Source organism: Vibrio sp. NFR, assembly GCF_027587095.1.
GTDB classification, from domain to species: Bacteria; Pseudomonadota; Gammaproteobacteria; order Enterobacterales; family Vibrionaceae; genus Vibrio; species Vibrio harveyi.
The window spans coordinates 42,494-62,321 of sequence record NZ_JAPPTN010000012.1 but is presented as its reverse complement, the minus strand read 5'-3'; the positions used below and the strand labels follow the sequence as shown (position 1 = coordinate 62,321).

General features: G+C 39.8%; 19 protein-coding genes and 2 pseudogenes. 8 read left to right on the top strand and 13 right to left on the bottom strand.

The features are described from left to right. Positions 1–8: 8 nt before the first annotated feature. The 4 genes from OH463_RS20320 to OH463_RS20305 are packed head-to-tail and all read right to left on the bottom strand — an operon-like array spanning position 9 to position 5,641. Positions 9–2,576, bottom strand: coding sequence for an AAA-like domain-containing protein (locus OH463_RS20320; protein WP_269992421.1), 2,568 nt, complete (start codon positions 2,574–2,576; stop codon positions 9–11). Further along, positions 2,569–4,059: an ATP-binding protein gene (locus OH463_RS20315; RefSeq protein WP_269992419.1), complete on the bottom strand. Its 1,491-nt coding sequence runs from the start codon at positions 4,057–4,059 to the stop codon at positions 2,569–2,571. Before OH463_RS20315 ends, OH463_RS20320 begins: the two co-directional genes overlap by 8 nt. Beyond that, the gene (locus OH463_RS20310) at positions 4,056–4,973 is read right to left on the bottom strand and encodes a ComEC/Rec2 family competence protein (RefSeq protein ID WP_269992417.1); all 918 of its coding nucleotides are present in this window, start codon (positions 4,971–4,973) and stop codon (positions 4,056–4,058) included. The genes OH463_RS20315 and OH463_RS20310 overlap by 4 nt, the downstream gene beginning before the upstream one ends. Further along, a complete protein-coding gene (locus tag OH463_RS20305; protein WP_269992415.1) occupies positions 4,973–5,641 on the bottom strand; it encodes a helix-turn-helix domain-containing protein in 669 nt (222 codons plus the stop codon). Before OH463_RS20305 ends, OH463_RS20310 begins: the two co-directional genes overlap by 1 nt. Before the next feature lie 95 nt (positions 5,642–5,736). Here OH463_RS20305 and OH463_RS20300 point away from each other — a divergent pair, with 95 nt between their 5' ends. The 7 genes from OH463_RS20300 to OH463_RS20270 all read left to right on the top strand — a co-directional run bounded on the left by OH463_RS20300 (position 5,737) and on the right by OH463_RS20270 (position 10,223). Further along, the gene (locus OH463_RS20300; RefSeq protein ID WP_005430833.1) at positions 5,737–5,949 is read left to right on the top strand and encodes a hypothetical protein; all 213 of its coding nucleotides are present in this window, start codon (positions 5,737–5,739) and stop codon (positions 5,947–5,949) included. A gap of 57 nt (positions 5,950–6,006) precedes the next feature. Beyond that, positions 6,007–6,417 carry a hypothetical protein gene (locus tag OH463_RS20295; RefSeq protein ID WP_045419933.1) on the top strand — a complete coding sequence of 137 codons (411 nt, stop codon included), beginning with the start codon at positions 6,007–6,009 and terminating at the stop codon, positions 6,415–6,417. Continuing rightward, a complete protein-coding gene (locus OH463_RS20290) occupies positions 6,414–6,623 on the top strand; it encodes a hypothetical protein (protein ID WP_017819272.1) in 210 nt (69 codons plus the stop codon). Before OH463_RS20295 ends, OH463_RS20290 begins: the two co-directional genes overlap by 4 nt. 222 nt (positions 6,624–6,845) lie before the next feature. Further along, positions 6,846–8,054, top strand: a complete 1,209-nt coding sequence (locus tag OH463_RS20285) for a replication initiation protein (protein ID WP_269992409.1) — start codon at positions 6,846–6,848, stop codon at positions 8,052–8,054. Between the two features lie 450 nt (positions 8,055–8,504). Next, on the top strand, positions 8,505–9,239 hold the full coding sequence (locus tag OH463_RS20280) for an AHH domain-containing protein (protein WP_114321978.1): 735 nt from the start codon (positions 8,505–8,507) through the stop codon (positions 9,237–9,239). Then, positions 9,236–9,808, top strand: a complete 573-nt coding sequence (locus tag OH463_RS20275) for a hypothetical protein (RefSeq protein ID WP_114321979.1) — start codon at positions 9,236–9,238, stop codon at positions 9,806–9,808. The genes OH463_RS20280 and OH463_RS20275 overlap by 4 nt, the downstream gene beginning before the upstream one ends. A gap of 214 nt (positions 9,809–10,022) precedes the next feature. Further along, positions 10,023–10,223, top strand: coding sequence for a hypothetical protein (locus OH463_RS20270; protein WP_269992407.1), 201 nt, complete (start codon positions 10,023–10,025; stop codon positions 10,221–10,223). A gap of 217 nt (positions 10,224–10,440) precedes the next feature. Here the strand turns inward: OH463_RS20270 and OH463_RS20265 are convergent. From OH463_RS20265 to OH463_RS20250, 4 genes and pseudogenes are all read right to left on the bottom strand, one after another. Beyond that, positions 10,441–10,566 (bottom strand): annotated as a pseudogene (locus tag OH463_RS20265) (helix-turn-helix domain-containing protein); the annotation flags it as partial. A gap of 51 nt (positions 10,567–10,617) precedes the next feature. Then, positions 10,618–11,055: a hypothetical protein gene (locus tag OH463_RS20260; RefSeq protein ID WP_269992405.1), complete on the bottom strand. Its 438-nt coding sequence runs from the start codon at positions 11,053–11,055 to the stop codon at positions 10,618–10,620. Positions 11,056–11,150: 95 nt separating this feature from the next. Continuing rightward, positions 11,151–11,969 (bottom strand): hypothetical protein, encoded by an 819-nt coding sequence (locus OH463_RS20255; RefSeq protein WP_269992403.1) that lies wholly within the window; start codon positions 11,967–11,969, stop codon positions 11,151–11,153. A gap of 299 nt (positions 11,970–12,268) precedes the next feature. Next, a pseudogene (locus OH463_RS20250) lies at positions 12,269–12,375 on the bottom strand (IS5/IS1182 family transposase); the annotation flags it as partial. Positions 12,376–12,667: 292 nt separating this feature from the next. Here OH463_RS20250 and radC point away from each other — a divergent pair. Next, positions 12,668–13,282 (top strand): RadC family protein, encoded by a 615-nt coding sequence (radC, locus tag OH463_RS20245; protein ID WP_269992401.1) that lies wholly within the window; start codon positions 12,668–12,670, stop codon positions 13,280–13,282. Between the two features lie 75 nt (positions 13,283–13,357). On the opposite strand, the gene OH463_RS20240 is transcribed toward radC, so the two are convergent. From OH463_RS20240 to OH463_RS20220, 5 genes are all read right to left on the bottom strand, one after another. Then, on the bottom strand, positions 13,358–15,865 hold the full coding sequence (locus OH463_RS20240; protein WP_269992399.1) for an Ig-like domain-containing protein: 2,508 nt from the start codon (positions 15,863–15,865) through the stop codon (positions 13,358–13,360). Between the two features lie 11 nt (positions 15,866–15,876). Further along, positions 15,877–16,989 (bottom strand): OmpA family protein, encoded by a 1,113-nt coding sequence (locus tag OH463_RS20235; RefSeq protein WP_269992397.1) that lies wholly within the window; start codon positions 16,987–16,989, stop codon positions 15,877–15,879. A 1,025-nt stretch (positions 16,990–18,014) separates the two neighbouring features. Then, positions 18,015–18,428, bottom strand: coding sequence for a hypothetical protein (locus OH463_RS20230; protein ID WP_269992395.1), 414 nt, complete (start codon positions 18,426–18,428; stop codon positions 18,015–18,017). 10 nt (positions 18,429–18,438) lie between these two features. Continuing rightward, positions 18,439–19,137 (bottom strand): StbB family protein, encoded by a 699-nt coding sequence (gene stbB / locus OH463_RS20225; protein ID WP_269992392.1) that lies wholly within the window; start codon positions 19,135–19,137, stop codon positions 18,439–18,441. A gap of 2 nt (positions 19,138–19,139) precedes the next feature. Beyond that, positions 19,140–19,616 carry a hypothetical protein gene (locus OH463_RS20220; RefSeq protein WP_045418100.1) on the bottom strand — a complete coding sequence of 159 codons (477 nt, stop codon included), beginning with the start codon at positions 19,614–19,616 and terminating at the stop codon, positions 19,140–19,142. Between the last annotated feature and the right edge of the window lie 212 nt (positions 19,617–19,828).

Here is a 19,828-nt window from a genome sequence, read left to right as displayed (position 1 = left end):
TGGTCTAATTAATTTATGATTTCGCACATACCCATTTTTATATCATTTTCAAGTTTCTTAAATTTATCAGTTTTCTTATCGCCAGTTTTGTATACAACAGTTACTTTATCATTTCTGCCGTAGCTTAATCTTTTCCTTACTGGCACAGCCGTTGGCAAAGCATTCCTACGGTGAAGCACCTTTATCATTCTGGTTTTAATTATTTTTTCACCTTCCTCATCAATCACAGTTTTGTCTTCTTTAGGTGCAGTTAGCCTTTCCAGAGCTTCGACTGCATATTTATTTGACTTTTCTTTGTTTTTTAAAAAGTTATAATATTCAAACATCCAATAAAATAAGACGCTAGAGTCATAGTGGTTAACTTCGCTACTACCAAAAAGAATAGGCTCAAGCATTATTAGAGAGTTTTCAAAATCTTCAGGATTTTGATGTTCAATAGACGCTCTTATTATCATAGAAATTGGAGCAATATCACTCCTGATTATATGCTTTGATTTAATTACTTCTTTGATATAATCAAGGCAATAGCAAGTAACCTCGCTATCATCAGAGTCAAGATGGCTTGCTATATATAGTCTATATAGTTTGATATCGGGAGTTTCAGAAGCTTTTTTAAAATAGAATTCAAGAGCTCTTGCTCTTTCCGAAGCGACATCTATTATTCTTGCCATGTCAAAGAACAGCTCATCTTCATGGATGTTGAGTTCATTAACTGAATATTCAACTAACTTTTTAAATTCAGATCTATTATTTATAAAGTTTGCAGCTACAACACTTAAATGAAATTCATAGCTATAATCTATAGTGGAAAAACCTAAATTTGAGGATCCAAATCTAACGTGGTTTTTCAAAATAAAGTCAGTTACATTCGTAATTGTTTCATCACTATCTACACCCTTAGCTTCGTTCCTCACTAGTATTAAGTAAGGTATATGTTCTAGAACACCAATTTCAATCGCATCTTCTAGATACTTTATCTTATCAAAGCTATTTTCATATTGAGAACTTAGACTGAAGAAAGCGTACGACTTTATAATTCTTAAGTTATTACTAGTTTCAGTTTCAGATTCTACTTCAGGTTGTGTTTTTTCCGTTGTATCCACAATTCTTTTTAATAGATTTATAGAACCTTCTTTACCCAGATTATTATTTGCCAAAATTAGAGCTGCGTTAGACCAAGTAACGGTATTTTCATAATTATCTACGACGTACTGTAGATGTTCATTTCCAGCATCTTTGTTATCTTGCATTAAGAAATTGATGCCAGCAAATAGCCTTGCTCTATAATGCATAACTGGTGAGGCATTTTTAGAAAATGGCTTCTCTAGTAAATGAATATTTGACCTTTCATATTCACCGACTCGATGTTCAGCATACCCTAAATAATATAATGCAAGAGAAAGCCCTGTACTATCATCTTGTTCAATCTGATCTATTATTGAAGATATTAGTTCTATACCTTGATGATAATCTAATGACTTTTCTATTAGCTGTATTGCTTTTCTTACAATTGAATCTGTATTGTCAGATAACGACTTGATCCATGATAAACTCAAAGATTTTTTTATAATCTTATTCTTTATATGGAAGGACCCATATTTATCACCAGAAGATATTATGCCATAAAGATAAAGCTTACTTTTCACTTTGTCTGTAATATCTAATTTTTCTTCATTTGATTGCAGTTTAATTATAGCATCTTGAATATCTTTATCGTCAGATACAAGCTCTCTTATATGATCTATGGGGGCTATGTCAAAAGATATTAAATATTTTTCTTTTATTAGCTCATCAATTAATTTGCAATCTATAAAGTTATTCTCTGTAAGAACGCTTTCTATGTCTGAGCAAATATCAAAGGTTAATCTAGGGTTCCCTTTTGTCCAAGAAAAAATATGATTTTTCAATTCATTTTCTATGTTTAATTTACTCTTATCTATAAAATCACAAAACTCATCAAATGAAAAATCATCAAGGTAAATTTTTTCTCCAATATTAAAAGGTGACTTGTTTCTATCTTTTATAAGGTCTTTAGGTTCTATTACACCTGATAAAATATAAGTTAATCTTTCAAATTCTGGAAAGTTAGTTCGAGTGAAATAATTACTTCTAATAACTGCAAAAATACTATCTGAGTACTCTGAGGTTCTTAGCGCATCGATTTCATCTAATATAATTACAAGGTCTTTATTTAAGTGACGCAGTATTTTTAGCAATGACTTAGTATAAAAAACATGATCAGTAATAGTGCGTTCAGAAATTTTTTCAATTTCTGATCTAATTTCCCATAGTTCATCATCTAAAACATCTAAGATAGATTCTACAATGAAATTATAGCACTCTCTTTCTGTAGCAAAGTTATTCGACAAATCGATATAAACGAATTTCCTTGAGTCTGATTCCAAGTTTCTTCTGGCATTGAATAGGAGGTTAGTTTTACCCATCTGCCTGGCGACCAAGACGTAACCAGGACGTTGCATATCTTCAATAATGTATTTCAGCTGCTTATCTGCTGAGCGTTCTACATAGAGATGTGGTGGTATCGTTGTATAATTTTTTAATACTTTATTATTCATGCTCTTTGTACTCACTAATTACGCGTTCAACCACGAGAGTTATAGACTCTACAGAAAAGTCTTTACTACGATAAACTCTTTGGACCATTTTTGTCAGAAGTCGAGGCAGGTTATCGCAATTTTTTAAAATAATTTGTTTACCGTTTTCACATATCATGTTGCCTAACGCATCATTCTGTACATCCAATAAATTTTCAATATCATTTGACCAGTTATTTGAGCAAATAATATCAAAGGATTCGATTAGCTTACCTCGGTGACAGCCATGAACTTTAGGGTCAAATATACTTGATATGACAAAAACTATGTTCTTGTCAGGTTCAAGCTTCTGATAGTGCCTCACTAAGAGCATGGCCTTTTGACAGAACTGCTCAATAATATCTGGGCGAGTACAACTCATTTCATCAATGGTTATTACCGTATTATCCTTAAATTGGCACTTTTGTAAAAACTGGGATATTGATTTAACGTCTAAATTATCAGGAGTTTCATCAATATCTGTAAATTGTGTAATATCGTCAATCATACCGCGGAAAATACTGTCACAAGAGTCAATAGTAATTGGTTCTAGATCACAGGCAATATGATGTACATTCCTTTGCATTAAGTTTCTAGCGACTAAGGCTGTCTTCCCAGAGCCAGACTCACCATGAAGCCAAGTATTCATGCTATCGTCAAGATTCGCGTTGAATTCTGAGTCACAAGATCTCGGGTAATAGTAGTCCTTCGAACGCTCTGTATAGTTGACAAAACATACGTCCTTTAAAGGAGCTTTTGCTTTTCCAGTTGGCTCGCGTGTTAATTCGACAATGTCAAAAAAAAGTTTCGACTCTCCAAACATTGTCGCTATCGAATCCAGCCGTTTTAGGACTACGGTTTCTGTAATAGAGCCATCTGGTAGCTTGGAAAGTAACGCGAGAAGATACGTTTTTTCACCAATAGACATGAATAGACCAGAACCTGAGATTCCCGCATACTCTTTTGCTCCACCACGCGCTTTACCTAGATTGTAAAATGTACCTTTTTCTACGGTACTTTCAATATCGTATTCTCCACAGTCTCGAGCTTGAGAGTTAAGTAGTACTTTTGCTATTTGATTTTCATTGGGGTGGCAAACGATGAGTCCATGATTGTGTTTTAAGATATGTTCCGCATCGACTTTAGTAGACAAAACAATATCCACAAATCCTTTTAGCTTATCGGAGCTAGAGACTGTTAATTCAACAATGAGAACATCACATTTAGAAGAGACTTCGTGTGCTGTAACTATCCGCAGTAATGGGTAATTTATTGAATTTATGGTTACAGTTAAGTTTTCAAGAGCTAACTGATCTGTCGTTTCCTTTCCACCAAAAAGAACGTGATGGCATGTTATCGCATATGCTCTTTCTTGATGAACAAATGGCACGCAACTTCCGATGCATTTTTCGTATTGGTATATCTTGCCGTGAAGCTTCTCTTTGTTGTTATAAAGTACACTCATTTAAGCTCTACTGAACATTGTTCGATGAAATTCAAATTGTTGAGAGGAAAGTTACACTTATTCTGTATGTCTAATGCAATTTCATAATTAAGATAAACATTGAAACATGTACTAAGTTCAGCTGCTCGCTGCTGTAACAGTAAGATTGTTTCTTCATCTGGGTGATCATATCTTCCGCCATTAGTGGAGATGTAGTAGTTTTCGCAATCGATCAACTGAAGTAACTCTGCGCTTGTATTATGTTGTGAACCGTGATGCGAGAGTTTTACCATCGCTAGTGGTAAAGGGGCACCGATAGAATAGCCTTGGTTTCTCAGAGATGTTGATGCAACGTCACAATGTGAATCGCCAAGCATCAATATTTGGGTGTTATTACATGACACCAGTAGAATTAGCGATGATTTGTTGATTATATCACCCGACTGCGTTTGAGCCTTTTTGTACTTTAGTACACCATCATCGTAGACAATGTTTGTACCCCAGTCTTTATAGAGCATTTCGACTACGCTTTCATCGGGTGATAGAACGAGGATTTTTAAGTCACCGTAGTTGAGTTCTTGGTTTGTCGTTAGCTGATGGAAGCTTAGACCTCGCTTAGACAAGAGGTCTTTTAAACTATGGCCATGTTTATACCCAACTTCTTCACCTTGGTACTCACACGGAAACTCAGGGTGGTTCATAAAAAACTCACACGACGAAAGATCTGAGTCTCTATCGGTGAACCAATTAAATAGTCCACCCAAATGGTCGTAATCAACATGCGTGATCAACGCTGCATTCAGCAAGTTATCATCAAGCCAGTCAGCAATCTGACCATAGGTCGACGGCATACCTCCATCAACAAGAATGCTTTTGTCTCCAGCTTTTATTATAAATGCATCGCCCTGTAGAGCTCTTAATGCGCGGAATTCCACTAAACTCTCTCCATCACCACCGCTACGCGGCCAATCACTTTTATATCTTCTTCTGATACTTCAACCGTCGAGTTGCCAAACACGACTGCTAATTTGTTTGGTAATCGTTGAATGTGGTTGATGGATAGACGCCCGTTCATATCAAGCAAATACTCACCATTAACCGCATCATTCTGTCTCTTGTCTACTAGAAAACGACCTTCGTTGGTTTCTATCTCTAAAGTATTAGCAGCATTCAAATCCCAAGAGTTAAATATTCGCTGTGCATATGGTATCTCACCTGTTGGGATAAGTTGACCATTTGAAAGGCAAAAGCTCTTCACTACTACTACAGCTAATTGAGGATTCTGAAACTCTGGGTTAGATGAACCATCTATAGGTTCAGCAGTCTTTTTGTCACCCCAGAATGAATGATGTAGATCCGTTAGAGGGTAACCCTTCGGAAGAATTAGTTCGTGAACAGGTATTCCTGTCCTCAAATGAATACGTACGACTAACTCGTGGGAATTCCTATTGTGGGCATTCCAGGTGCTAATTGTTTGACGGCTTACATTTGTTATATCAGCCAATTCAGCAAACGTGGATAAACCCAAGGATGCCTTCAGGGTTTGAGTAAACTCTTCGCCTTTTAGGTACTCAAAAGTTGATAATTTTTGTTGACTATCCATAATAATTGATCAATATTGTACTCGAAAATTGACTGTCATGCCGACCAAAGCTAAAGACAACCGATGAAGATAGACATAAATATAAGGATATCACCATGTTAACTTACAAGATACCACCCCTAAGCCCTTATGTGACTTACGAAGAGTACTCTCGCATCACTGGCCTACCTATGGGAACTATCCGCCAGTTCGTGACGGAAGGTCGAGTCATCATTAAGCCAAAAGACAAACCTCGTGATAAGCCTCTGATCAACATGGTTGCTATGCATGAAATGGCGGCTCGTGAAGCTATTACCGCTTTAGGTTGAGTTATTCAATTGGACGTTTTTCACATACGCACTTAGTGCTATGACTTGGAGGTTAGTATGGAAAGTTTAGAACTATTTTTATTGAATCAGTCAATAGAGCAGATACAAAAACGCTTTAGGCAAAGCAGTATGGAAGAGCAGCAAACAATACTGCAATACCTTGAGGCTATTGCAAAGAAACTGTCTCCTCCCGAGGTACATCGTCCTCAATCAGACATTTTGGCTGAAATACGTGACGCGATGGATGGAGAGCGCGCTCGTGTATTCTTCTCTCATTCATTTGTCAGTTGGTATCGTTCTGGAAATGCTAAGTGCGAACCTCAACTTCATCATTGGTCTTATTTGGATTTCAATAATCGTAGCTTGTTTGTGGAAATGCTCACTCTTAGAGACCTTGGACATTTCGATGATGAAGCGTTGTTCCAGTTTGAACAATATTGCTTAGAAGTTATGGGGGGCAACGCATGAGTTATCTAACCGTTCAGATACCTATCTCCAATGTTGATGAAGCACTCCACCTTCAGAACGTAGCATCGTTAAATATCGCTAAGTATCGAGATAACCAAGTGGAAGGGCAGGAAGCCTGTCAAAGTAACTTGATTCGGATCTGGCGTGATATACACAACCAAGCTGGTATAGCTCTCAAGACATTTGCAAGCGAGACGAAAGGATGACATGTCTCCTTGTCCATAGAAACTAGAGGGTGCTCTCACGCGAAGAGCCTCTCTAAGTCTTGAGCCCTTCAACATTAATAATGACCCTGTTTCTACAGTCGATTCCAATATCGAAGGTTACCTCTGTATGCGTCGGGATTATTGATAGTGTTGGCTAGTGTATGCCTGTGAAGGTTATCAATTGCTTCCTAACCATGACTAAATAACTTTAGGCAGGTTGCCATGCTCCCTCTAAAAACAACGAGCAATTCGTTTCAGCGTTTGCTTGATGAAGCCCCGTATCTGTCTAGATGCAGTGATAATAAAACCGCTATGCTTGTTCGACCAAGGCATTATGCTGTCCGCTGGCCTTATATGCAGGTGAATCGTAAAGATATGCTCTCTTGGTTGGTGTTTGACATTGACCATGATGACCAAGCAATCCCTAACCCTTACATTTGGCAAGATGAAGGGTTACCAGCTCCTAATCTCATTGTCCGAAATCGGCACAGTAACAAAGCCCACCTTTACTATGCGATTGTTCCAGTTTGTACTAGCGACAACGCGAGAAGTAAACCTATCCAATATCTTAAAGCTGTTTATCAAGCAATGGCTTTGCGCCTCAAGGCTGATCTTGCGTATTCAGGGCCAGTGGCTAAGACGCCTTTTCATCCATGGTGGCAAACAACAGAGCTTCATTCCCAAGTTTATGAGCTTGGTGAGTTAGCTGACTCTGTAGAAGTTGAAACGGCTTTGCATTGGCGTGAACCCTCAAATCTAGATGACATGTCTCACTCTCGTAATTGCACTTTATTTGAGTATGCTCGCCACTACGCCTATTCGATTGTAAAGGTCGAACGTAGGGAAGGAAGCTATGAAAATTTCAAACGTCGTGTCAGTTACTTTGCTGCATACAAAAACCATTCGTTTGATACTCAGACACCTTTGAGGCATAGCGAGGTTGAGTCCGTGGTTAAAAGTGTTACTCGATGGACTTGGGATAAGTATTACGCTTGTTCGCATGTTAAGCGGGGAGTGATGGATCTGCCGAGTGACCTAGACATTAAGCAAAGGCAGAGCTTAGCTGCGGCGAGAACGCATCAAATAAGGCGTGATAAAACTAAAAAGCGCGTTATAAACGCCAGTCGATACCTATTAAATAAGGGGGAATCACTTAGTATCACACTAGTTGCGAAAACAGCTCGTCTCTGTCGCAAAACGGTGCGCTATTATTTTTATGAAATTCAATCATTGATTGAGTCTACTGAAGATGTCCGGATCCTTCCGATTTCATCGCTTTTAGGTTTGAGGCAAAGTGGTCCTTATGCTGTACATCAGATAACTGCACCTAAGAGGGATCTTTTTGCTGCTATTGATGGGGAAAGAAAGGTCATTGGGTTCATTCGCTCCCCTCAGAAGTGGGCTGCTTATCTGAATATTGTTGATGGTTAGTTATGGGGGCAACCATCAAAGAACAAGATAGTATTATCAATTCCTAATTTCCTATTAGTACGATTGCTCTTTTACGGGGCATGCTGCTGAGCTGGTATTTTGTGGTTATCTTTAAGTCACGGATTATCACATATTGTGCGGACCTTTTTTCTAGGATTGCTATGAGGTAAGTTACGTATTTTTCTGTAAAAATTAATAATATCAGTTAGTTAGTTAGTTAGGTAGTCAGGAGGGTTTGGCGCTCTTTGCGGCAATTTAGAAGTTTAACTACCAGTTTTATCAATAAACTCGACCTTTTATATCAGTGTAAATGTCCATTTTTTCTCGATATTGATGCATGCCATCAAAAATTGCACGACGAATGATTTTTGAGTCGAAAGCCAAAGGTTGAGTATTTGCTCACCAAAATTCCTAGTGTTATTCAATTAGCTTTACACATAGGGGATTGGTATGCAGACAAGTTTGAGTATTGTTGGTAAAGCCTCAAGGCGTCCAAGAGAGGCTTCAGCTGCGGAGTTAGCTTTAGATAGGTACGATTTACTCGTTGCTGATTTTTATGACAAGTACCGTACGGCTCCACTTAAGAATGAAACGAAAGCACAACGAGACAAACGACTTGCTGCTGAAGCTCGAGATTTAAAGTTTCTGAATTTGAAACGGATCGAGCTTATTGCCCATGCAAGGGTTGAAGAGCTTGAAGATAAGCTCGAAAGCTATACCAGTGAAAACTTACAAAAAAATTCTGATGATCTTTTACGTGAAAAGCATCATCCAACAAAGAGGCTTGCTGGTAATTTAACGGCAGCAGGAGAGCCTCAGCCAACACAAAACCACGAGCCTCATCATATTATTCCCGGCGCAGGTCAATTTCGCAAAGCAGATATGAGGGCTGCTCGATTAAACATGCACCTACATCGAGTCGGTATTAACGACCCTCGTAATGGCGTATGGCTCATGAACTTTTTATCCAATGCCAAGTATAATTGGGCGGACCCGCAATCACCTGCGCATCGTTCGTTGCATAGATATAATTACGAGACTTGGATCAGTACGAATTTTGCGCGAAAAAAGGTTGAGAAAAAACACTTCGAAGCAAGGCTTTTTCAAGTCAAGATGAACTTGAAAAAAGGCACTTATCCGGAGAAAGTGATGGGCAAGAAAGACAAAAATTGGACAGGTCGATGAATGTTTTTAGGATATGCGATGATCACGAACACTTTAAAACAATGTGTTCAACACCAGATGAGATTGCAACACAATTGGGAGACTTCAATCTTTTTGAACGTATCTTGAGTCAACCGACTGAAAACGATTCTCTGCAAGATATCTGGAAGCAAGTTGATGTCTGCTTTGAAGATGTTCTCGCCAATAACTCGCAAATACCGGATGTTAGTCTTTGGCTACGAACCTTCTTAGTCCTATCGCCTAAAGCGCACAACGCGTTAAAAGAGCATCTTGGAGCGGTGGGGGAGTTCTTGCCATTAAGGTTTGATGGTGACTCTTGGTATCTTTACTCTTCCTTTCAGTTCGGCCAGGAAGATAGAGACCAATGTATTGAGAAAATTGAGTACGGTTTTCTGGCAGGAGTAGAGCGGCTTGTCTTTATTGATAGCGATGTTGACAAAAAGATGTTGTTTAAATCTAAGTTAGATGAAGCCTCGAACTTATTTTGTAATCAGAAGTTCGTAGAGGTTTTTCAAGAACATGATTTGAGAGGCATCACTTTCACTGATGAGCTTGCTGGGTCACTTTAACAACAGGAAAGTACAAGCAAGAACGGAGCATTTGTGCCTGATTTAATTGTGAGATGCTATTGCAGTGCCAAGTTATATTGTTAATTTTGCTTCTCATCCAGGTAAAGGGGGATTTAACCATTAGCGCATTCAACACCTTTGAATCATTACTGCCTGATAAAGCGGTAGTCGAGAAGGTGTGATTCATAATCAGTTGACTCACGAGGGTGTTGATATGTTAAACCATAAAGAAAAAGACATCGTTTTATCTGCTCTAGATATCGTTATCGATGGTGTGTCGAGCAGCGAGGCTAATGAAGAAATACGAACTGCGGGTGTATATATAGCGGGCTTAATTATCGCTGATACAAAAGGTCTGCTTGAGCAAGATACACGCAAGGCAGTTCTAAGCATCATTGAAATGGCTGAACATTAGGTCATACCTCCTTAAAGGCTATAAGAATAAGGGTGTCTTCACCCTTAGTTTCTATAAATGATTCGGCATTTTCCTAAATTCGCATGTTCTCAACCAAGCCCAAACAATTGCAAATCTTTATCTACGAATAACTTTCTCAAAGACTTGAAAGCTCAAAAAGGCTTAATGAACGGAACTTATATTAGTAATGTTTAGTTCGTAAACCTCTTTTATGCCAATATCGCTTCGCCCACTTACGTAATGTTGATCTGGAGATACTACACCTTCGACATACGAGGTCTGCATCACCACATTTCTCATACATCTTTACCCACTGTAGTCTTTGCTGAATTTCCCTGTCCATAGACATCTAGTATGGTTGAAAGGATGTCTATGAATCACACAGCTTTAGTCTCTACTGCATCCAATAATTTAGTACAACTACGCATGTATTATCAGTAGCAACCGTCATTTCATCATTTGGTTTGTTGTTTTCGCTTGTGCAGATCGGAATTATATAAACCAAAGAGTTTTTTGTTGGGTGTTGTGATTGCCCAAACTTGACGATGTGCCCTCCAAGAGCATTTTGAGGGCACATTGCACCCGTAGCACTTTTATGTCCCGGGTCTATACCACACTTGTCCCGGTATAGGGCTATCCAAGACTTATTATCCACTTTGGGGTCCTTAGTTGATCCAATTACGTTTAAAAACTTCTGCCCTTTGTTCCAAGTAGTTGTACTGTTAAAAGTTGACTTAATGACGATATCACTAGGTTGCTGCGTTATGGTTTCTGGCGAACTGCAGCCAACCACAGTTAGTACACTTATTAATACAGTTAATAAAGCTTTCATTTACACAAACTCCCTTATAAAAGTGGTTAGAGCTTTAGTTTTAAGAAGCCCACGTGATGTGGGCTTCTTACCAGCAATACATAACAAGACTAGGATTATCTATCTTCTAGACAGAGTGCTCTTATAGTGCTGCCTTCTTTCACAGGGGTTGTCATATTTTTAATCCAGTCCTCAACGGTGACTTTATACTCATTGGCAAAAAGTTCTTTAACCGAGTCCCAGGTGGATGGTGACAAAGAATACATCGCTTGCGACAGTTCGTATTTAGAATGGAAAGTAATTGTGCCTTTACTTTCTTCAACTGAAATTTGGAAAGTACTGCAATATAGACTGAACTCTACATTGCCCGAAGAGTCAACTTGTAAAAGATTTTGAGCAAAATTAGATAGCTTCTGTGTCTTGCTAGCATAAGATAATGCTGCACGAACTAAATTTCGCACAGAGTTGGTTATCTGCTCTTTATCTCTTTCTTCGATCCCCTGAAAACCATCAACAAAGGAGTTTATTAAGTCATCTGCATTGTGACTTTTTTGTTCGATCTCCGTTGTCTTGGCCCATTCTAAAGTCACAAAAGGCATTGAACTTATGTTTTGAGTAAACTCTATGAAGTGTGCTTTGTTACCTTTGCCTTCAGGATCTAGAGGATTATATTGAGCCTTCGTTCGGCACATGTTAACGGCTGTCTGCATACCGTCAAACACGCTCTGTGGAGCAGTACCTGGTGTTGATGCTTTTTCCGCTTGGGCTTTGTAGTCACCAACTGGCTCTGAATTAGCAGGGCTTTCTATCAGGTTATCGCTTTCTAGCATAGCCAGAGATGCAGACCTCATAAAGATAGTTTGCGGCAACAAAATCTTCTCCGCACTATTGATGTGCTCTAGCCAAGCATTAGTTTTTTCTAATAGATTAGACATTTCCATATTTCCTATTGTTAGGTGAATATCAAGACTACCCGCTAGTTGGAGAACTAATACTTCAAGCAGCACTTCAACAATTCGAGTATGCAAATAGGTTCGTATGTGGTTGGGAATTAATCCATTAATAGTTGTATTTTAATGGTTGTTTTTTGCTCAAAAGTGATCTTCTTATCGTTATTTTGTTGTGTTAGCTTTTCTCTTTTCTCTTTTATGCGGCATATGGTTAATTTTTGGCTCGGGTGTGGCTTTGTTTCTCTATTAACTGAGAAGCATGGCTGCCCCATATTGATTGATACTTAAGCAATACATTGAGTTTCATGTATACCAAGCTCTGTAAGCTGCTCAACGCTTTGATCATAGCGTAAGTCTCACCAACCTGAGTGTTGTAATCTCTTAGGCTTAGTTCCTGTGAACAATCACCCGACGCAAAAGCATTCCTATGCAGTGCTATAGTCACAAAGCCATTTCGATTATGTTTGCTAAGTGGCTGGTAAATCGCGTCCTCCCTTCTCACCAGTCATTGGTTTCCTAGTGTTTTTCCCAATCGCCTTGCAACTTCCTGTAACCAGCCTCAACCAGAACTTATCTGCAAGGGTATATAAACGCTGCGCGCCCCTGCAGAAAAGAACCATGTTTGAGGGTTGGACAGTCAGGCAACGACGAAGATGAAATTCACTCCATAAGGAAACCTAGCCATGACTGACTCAAACGTAATCCGCTCAACCATCACTAAACAACCAGAACCGACCAAGTTCTCGAACTTGGAGTCGAAGGCTGCCTCTAAAGATGAGTTTTTAAAATCATTTACTGGTCATAAGCTGCGTAAGAATGCCAATGTCGCTTATTCGGATTCTGGTTTGTTCACAGCACATGAACAAGCGGTTTTAGATGAAGCTGCAGCAATCCTTAAGTCAAAGTTATGTATTAGTGAGCAGCCAGCTCTTAGTTCACCTGATATGGTGAAGAGTTTCTGTCGCTACTCATTAGCTGCGCGTGAGAATGAAGTGTTTGGGGTTATTTTTTTAGATAACCAGCATCGCGTACGTTCTTCTGAGGAGCTTTTTACTGGCACCGTTAATGCTGCTTCAGTGTACCCTCGCGAAGTTGTCAAAAAAGCTCTAGCCGAGAACGCAAGCGCAGTCATTTTTTATCACAATCACCCATCAGGTGTTGCTGAGCCTAGCCAAGCAGATCGACGCATTACGCGTCGCTTAATTGATGCTCTAGTATTGATTGATGTGCGAGTTCTCGATCACTTTGTTGTGTCTTTTGAGGATACGGTCTCGTTTGCTGAGCGAGGTTGGATCTAATAAAAAAGGCGGCATTCGCCGCCTCAGATTGATGGTTACTAGCAACCATCTTTTTTTTAGCTCAAGCTTTAAGCACTATTTATGTTCACAGATAACGAATGCATGCGAGTCAGGGTCTTGTCCTGAAATTTCGAATTTCGCTGTATCATCGTTAAAGAACACAGAATCGCGGTATTTAAACCAAGTTTCGGGCTCGCCAGTACTCATTTTCGTCGTCCAGAAGTAACGGAAGTTGAGTGGCCAAGTTGATGTATCATCATTGCCTTCATTCAAGTAGATCGCTAGTGATGTTGGATTTGATACCAATTCTTCACCTCTTAATTGGCACTCAGCAATGGCTACATCAACTCCTACCGCAGCATAACCATAAATATCAGGACCAGGTCCTGGCATTTGAGTTGTACCTGTACTATCGACATAGACGATCTCTTCTTTTGTATCTTCCTCGTATGCGGTTTCATCTGCTAATAATGGACGACGATATGGACCAACAACATCCAATGCAGTTGTTGCATCCAGAGTTAAACCATCAAATTCTCCAGATACGGTAATATTGGTGCTGCCTAGCTTAACTCCAGTAACCGTGCCTTTATCCTCAGCAGCGTTAGAGACCGAAGCCATTGAGGTATCTTCTATCACCCACGTTGAACGGTCATCTGTCGTTAAATCAGTAGTGTTGCCATCAGATAGTTCGCCAATAGCCTTCATTGCTAATGTTTTTCCAACAGCGACTTCGTTATCTGTCGTGTCTATAGAAATACCTACAATAGCCGCATTGTTAACGGTTAGTTCTCCTGATGATTGCCAGTTCTCTCCGTTAACGCTTGCTGATGCAGTGATGTTGGTTACACCGACCGCAATGCCGGTAGCAACGCCATTTCCGTCAACTTCCCCGTTTGTTACTGTTGCTACCCCAGTGTTGCTAGCGCTCCAACTTACTTCTGGGTTATTCGTTACGTCGAGTGATGTCGAATCAGAAAGTGTTGCTGTTGCGATAAAAGAGGTAGGTAGTCCAAGTGCCGAAGCGCTAATTGCCGGTGTCACTTGGAAATCAGTAATGACAGCCTTAGTAACTTCTAAATCCGCCGTCGCTTGTAGGGATTGACTACCTAATACTCCGGTGGCAGTTACCGTAGTTTTGCCTACGGATTCACCTTTTACTATTCCTTTGCTATCCGCATCATTGCTTACTGTTGCGATAGTCGCTTCACCTGTAGTCCAGCTAATTGCGGCATTGTTTGTAACATCCAATTCACTGTCGTCAGAGAAGACTGCAGTTGCGGTAAATTGCTTTTTTAATCCTACGGGTGTGTTTGCTGATTGCGGTGAAATAATAATGTTCGTTACGACCGTCGGTGTGACAGTCAATGTTGCACTGTCTGAGAACCTCTGTTCTCCAACCACACCAACGGCTGTTACTGTTACATTACCTTCTGCTACCGAAGTCACTATCCCTTTATCAACCGTCGCAATAGAACTATCACTGGTTGTCCAACTAACAGCTGTGTTCTTTGTTACATCAAGAGATGTTCCATCAGATAACTCGGCTTGGGCAATGAACTCCTGTGTTAAGCCTACCGGTAGGTCGACTGTTTCTGGCGTTACTGAAAGCGAAGTGACTGCGGCAGTAGTAACTGTGATAGCAGTACTGTCGGTATACTCTGTACCAGAAACAATGACCGAGGCTGTGACATCTACTGGCGATGTACTCGTCTTTTTAGCATGGACAGAGCCCTTGTTGCCTACAGTATTGTTAACGTCGAGCACTGTAGGATCTGTTGTTGTCCAATCTGCATCTTGGGTCACGTCCTTAACTGAGCCATCTGTCAGAGTTATTTCTGCTTTCAATACTGTGTCTAAACCTACAGGTATAGAAGTAGTGTCAGGGGTAACATTGAAACTTTGAATTACCGCTTCATTTACAGTTAATACAGCTGTGTTGGAAAACTCTGTATCACCTACTATACCTTGTGCTTTAATTTCAGACGTACCCGTAGCTAAACCTATAGCGTGTCCTTTATTGGGACCATCACTACTAATCGAAGCAACTTCTGTATCGCTACTACTCCAAGTTAATTCCGCGTTTTTTGTAACATCAATTACTTGACCGTCAGACATGATGGCTTCAGCTTTAAATGCTTGACTTAACCCCTTCGAGACAGAAGTGGCTTTTGGTGTCACGAGAAGCTCCGTGACCGTAGCGTTTGTGACCGTTACATCAGAGGTATCTTCAACGATAGAGCCATCTTTGTTGATGCCTTTTGCAGTAATAGTTACTTGTCCTGTTGAAACACTGGTTAATAAACCTTGATTGTCGATAGTTGCAATGTCGTTATTGGAGGAGGACCAACTCAACGAAGGGTTGGACGTTACATCGACAGTTGTACCATCATCTAACGTAGCAATTGCCTCGAATTGAAGTGGTAGTCCAACAGGAATCTGAGCATTTTTAGGAGTGACAACGATGGAAACTGCTTGATGAATCCCTGCGTCTGGTACATCGACCAGCCCTTCATCTCCGTTGTTACATCCTGCTAAAAGGATGCTGCACAATGAAAGGCCAAATAGCCATAACTTCTTCATTTTGTTACCTCTTAGTTCGTCTCATTTGGCGCATCAGTCGCTTCAAGAGTTTGATTAATTGTTGTGTCGAATCGTACTTCAACACGGCGGTTTTGAACTCGTCCTTGTTGAGTATCATTTGAAGCAACGGGATTTGTTTCACCTTTACCGACTACGGTTAAGCGAGATGTGTCAATGCCTTTTTCTGTCAGGTAGGCAGCAACTGCTTTAGCACGTTGCTCTGATAAACGTTGGTTGTAAGCTTCAGAACCAGAATTATCGGTATAACCTAGGATCTGGACTTTATCTTCAGGATAGGACGTGAGTTGTTCTACGAGTAAATCTAGTGACTGATTCGTGACTACAGTAGTAGAGTCAAACGCAAATAACGTTTGTGCACTGAGAGAAAGTGGTTTTTCAATAGTTACATAACGAGTTGCTGGTTCAGTTGGTGTTGGCTCAATGATGGGAGCCTGTTGATTGAAGTGATACGTTAATCCAATAGAAGTGAAGTGGGAGTCTGATTGCCCTATGCTGCTATCTCCAATTCCATCTATGAATTGATATTCGCCTCGTACCGACCAGTTTTGGGAAAGTCGATAGCTAACCCCTAATGAAGAGAGGAGGTTCCATTCATGGCTACTTGAATCCCCCTGAATTGTGGAGATTTCTTTCTCGATATATTGGTAGGCGCCCCCTAATCGGGTAAACATATTTATACGTTCGGTTAGAGGGTAATCTAACTTGACTACAACTTCTCCGCCATAAACTTCTGCAGAGGCATTGCCTGTGGAATAACGAGCATCTGGTGAACCATAAGATGTTGCTCCACCTTCAAGAGCAAACCAAGAATTGAATTGATAGCCCCCGTATAAGCCATAACCAAAAGTATCATCGGTGCAATCCAAAGCAGAAGTGCCACATGCGCCATCATAAGCTGCCCAACCAAGACGTCCACCTAAATAAAAGTGGCCGTTTTGAAAAGGTGGCAACTGAGTTAAGTTTTGGTTCGAAGTTGCCAAGAGTGTTGTATCGGTAGGATCTTGTACAGAAGAACTGGGGGAAGGGGTTGATGGCTCAGCGTGAAGCGTTGGTATGTAAATTACCCCCGTAGCGACCACTAAGCTGCGAAAAATTATATTCATATTCATCTCATTTATATTAACTGCGACTGCTTATCGAAAAGTCTATTATTGACTGAGTGAAAGTGAGTTAGCTTTCTCTATTTCTAAACTCAAGATGGCAAAATAAACCCTTGCTTATTATAGGGTGAATTATAATCAACTGAATGAATAGACCATAGGTCGTAAAAACTGGAAAAAAAAGAAGGTTTAATGTTATTTAGGAAAAAGCCTACACCCAATTGTGGATAATTTACTTGGATTTATAAGAGATGAGAAACAGAACCTTGCAATTAAAATTCACTTTGTGAATATTTGCGTTCTTATTAATAGATAATTTCTTTTGGTGATTCATGTATTTTTGAGCAATGAGTGTTATCTTCCCAGATAACCAGCTGCGAAGCCGCTTTTCTCTCTTGAGCATCCTTTTTATCGCCAAAGCTTAGAATGCATGAATAGTCTTTGTTTAGAGGGGGAGTTGGCTCATAAGGCTGTTATGACATAACAATATCCAAAAAAATAAGCATGTTTACTATCAACAAGCACTATATTGTACCCTAAAACACCGATTAGGAATGCTTCGGCATCGGTTACATATACCAGACTCTAAGTAGCCGAGTGACTTTAACTAAGGGTGTGTATCAATTCTGATCGGTCATTAAAGGCATAGAAAAATTGAGCTTCCTGCGCTTTTTGCTCGCGAGTGAAATTTGATGTTTTAAGCGAGCTTAGGTTAAGGTTTTCCGTTGTTAACGGTTCCCCATGGTTCGATACAACCACACTCTGTACAGACATAAGTCAAGGGTTTGGGTTGAGCTCTAATTTGTCGCTGGAGTCCGTACCTTTTTCTTATTTCTGCTATCAAACAACACGATCTATGAGCTTTTATTGGATCAAAATTACTAGCCCCTTCCATGTCTGGGCAAGGAAGGTGTATGGGGTCGGTAATAGGTAAGTACGCAATAGATACCGACGCTTTGTAGTCGATGTCTTCCAAAATTTCCGCCTTTCTTTAGCTTGGTTTCTATTTCTCAATTTAACTCTCTATCTCACAAGACGAATGCGAGCAGATAGAATACCGTTCCCAACAGACTGCTAACGAATAATGCGTTGACAAACAAGGCGGTGAAGAAGAACCCTTTATTGACTGGTATGTAACCACTTAGCTTATTTGATATTCGTTTATCGATAGCTTTTAATTGTTGCTCATGTTGAGTTTGCAACTGTTGAACAAGTGAGTCACTAAACATGATTTGTGACTGCTCGATAGCAGATCTTAGTTTCCTGCTGTGCTGTTCCATCTCGCAGGTGATATCGAGGACACGATTTATTTTTTGCTGAAACGAGGCATCAAATTCGCTCGGGACGAGCTTGATGGCCTCACTTAACGCAAGAACCGTTTCTCGCAGTTCGTGGAGTTCATCAAGGGTGAGCTCTTTAGTTATTTGGGCAAGGTTGTTCATGTAGCCTCCCTTAGATTAGCTTTAACGCATAAAATGCTTGGTCTAATTCATCGTTAAACCCGTTGACGAGGCGATGCGCAGAACGCTCAAACGAGAGAATGCTGCGTTCTTCTTTTGATTCACTTTGGCGAATCAACGAACGATAATCTCTTTTGTCATTTAATACGTCCAAAAATGGGCGATCAATTTTAGCGAGCAAATCAAATACGGTGGATTCGAAGACGACAGGATATTCTGATAATGAAATGCCAGAAGGTATACCACTTAAAAATTCTGCATACTCTTTGGTGACGGCCAGTTTTTTATTTGCCATATTGAAGACAACTTTAACGCGTTCAGGCTCAATACCAAGAGTCATTAGATTTTGAATCGTAGTAGCAGAGTCCACTTGTTGTTTATTGGATGGGGTAACAGGTACTAAAAAGTAATCAATATCTTCATGACTACTTTTGAATTCCTGCATTTTCAATAAAAAGTTTTCTATGTTGGAAGAGCCAACGTCAATGATTGAGCAATCATGTTCATCCATTTTATTTAGTATGTCTTCGAACTGTTCTGCCGAAATTTTTTCGTCGTTCGTGCCATCTGAATTAATAGTTTCTACTTTGACAACCTGTGCCCCTTCTAGTCTTGGTTTTAATAGGATGTCACAGATGGTAGATTTGCCTACGTTGCCAGAGTTGTTTACGACAGCAATATTTAAGTACATGTTTATTTCCTCTTCATTTTACGCATACGATATTCATTGATTCGCGTACTCAGTTGAATTTGGTTAGGGCAGTTCCAGCTTTTTACTTCTTCTGGAGTGAGGTCGGTTTCTTGCAAGACGCTGATTAAATATTCATTGTGAATGCCAATTGCTTTCCAGTCCGAATCAGAGAAGTTAGTTCGTGGTTTTGACTTCAGCGTGCTTCGCTTAATGTCTTCACTCGCTGTGTCTGTTTGTTGTTGACCTTCATTGCTTTCGATTGTCTGCGTCGTGGCTTTATGAAGTAGGTTGTAGAAATGTGACTTGCCAATTCTGAACTGACCGTGCTCATATATTTTTGAATAACTAAACCCGTTTCGTTTAAACGCGATTAATTTGGAAATGTATTTGTGGAATACGCCTTGCGTAGTCATAAGTTTGCTATCCAAGTCATTTTTAATATCCTGTATAAGCTTATTAAGCGTTTCTTCTGAGTACATAAGTCCTCTCTGTGATAAAACAGTGATATAAGTATGATTAGACTATGATAGTTAAATGCTCGTCTTGTGATAGTTCTAACTTAATATGTGAAAAAAGACTAGTGAATGTGTGAAAATAAAAGACCCGTTTCGAGTCTTTTTTATTTCCATAGGCACGTTGCCGAATGTATACATTCGCGTGCCAAGGGGATAATATCCCCTAGAACCCCTAA

Coding starts and splice junctions, on each gene's coding strand:
- radC (WP_269992401.1), top strand. CDS start 12,668: ATGACTGACTCAAACGTAATCCGCTCAACCATCACTAAACAACCAGAA.
- OH463_RS20290 (WP_017819272.1), top strand. CDS start 6,414: ATGAGTTATCTAACCGTTCAGATACCTATCTCCAATGTTGATGAAGCA.
- OH463_RS20300 (WP_005430833.1), top strand. CDS start 5,737: ATGTTAACTTACAAGATACCACCCCTAAGCCCTTATGTGACTTACGAA.
- OH463_RS20295 (WP_045419933.1), top strand. CDS start 6,007: ATGGAAAGTTTAGAACTATTTTTATTGAATCAGTCAATAGAGCAGATA.
- OH463_RS20235 (WP_269992397.1), bottom strand. CDS start 16,989: ATGAATATAATTTTTCGCAGCTTAGTGGTCGCTACGGGGGTAATTTAC.
- OH463_RS20320 (WP_269992421.1), bottom strand. CDS start 2,576: ATGAATAATAAAGTATTAAAAAATTATACAACGATACCACCACATCTC.
- OH463_RS20305 (WP_269992415.1), bottom strand. CDS start 5,641: ATGGATAGTCAACAAAAATTATCAACTTTTGAGTACCTAAAAGGCGAA.
- OH463_RS20270 (WP_269992407.1), top strand. CDS start 10,023: ATGTTAAACCATAAAGAAAAAGACATCGTTTTATCTGCTCTAGATATC.
- OH463_RS20240 (WP_269992399.1), bottom strand. CDS start 15,865: ATGAAGAAGTTATGGCTATTTGGCCTTTCATTGTGCAGCATCCTTTTA.
- OH463_RS20285 (WP_269992409.1), top strand. CDS start 6,846: ATGCTCCCTCTAAAAACAACGAGCAATTCGTTTCAGCGTTTGCTTGAT.
- OH463_RS20280 (WP_114321978.1), top strand. CDS start 8,505: ATGCAGACAAGTTTGAGTATTGTTGGTAAAGCCTCAAGGCGTCCAAGA.
- OH463_RS20230 (WP_269992395.1), bottom strand. CDS start 18,428: ATGAACAACCTTGCCCAAATAACTAAAGAGCTCACCCTTGATGAACTC.
- OH463_RS20255 (WP_269992403.1), bottom strand. CDS start 11,969: ATGTCTAATCTATTAGAAAAAACTAATGCTTGGCTAGAGCACATCAAT.
- OH463_RS20275 (WP_114321979.1), top strand. CDS start 9,236: ATGAATGTTTTTAGGATATGCGATGATCACGAACACTTTAAAACAATG.
- OH463_RS20260 (WP_269992405.1), bottom strand. CDS start 11,055: ATGAAAGCTTTATTAACTGTATTAATAAGTGTACTAACTGTGGTTGGC.
- stbB (WP_269992392.1), bottom strand. CDS start 19,137: ATGTACTTAAATATTGCTGTCGTAAACAACTCTGGCAACGTAGGCAAA.
- OH463_RS20220 (WP_045418100.1), bottom strand. CDS start 19,616: ATGTACTCAGAAGAAACGCTTAATAAGCTTATACAGGATATTAAAAAT.
- OH463_RS20315 (WP_269992419.1), bottom strand. CDS start 4,059: ATGAGTGTACTTTATAACAACAAAGAGAAGCTTCACGGCAAGATATAC.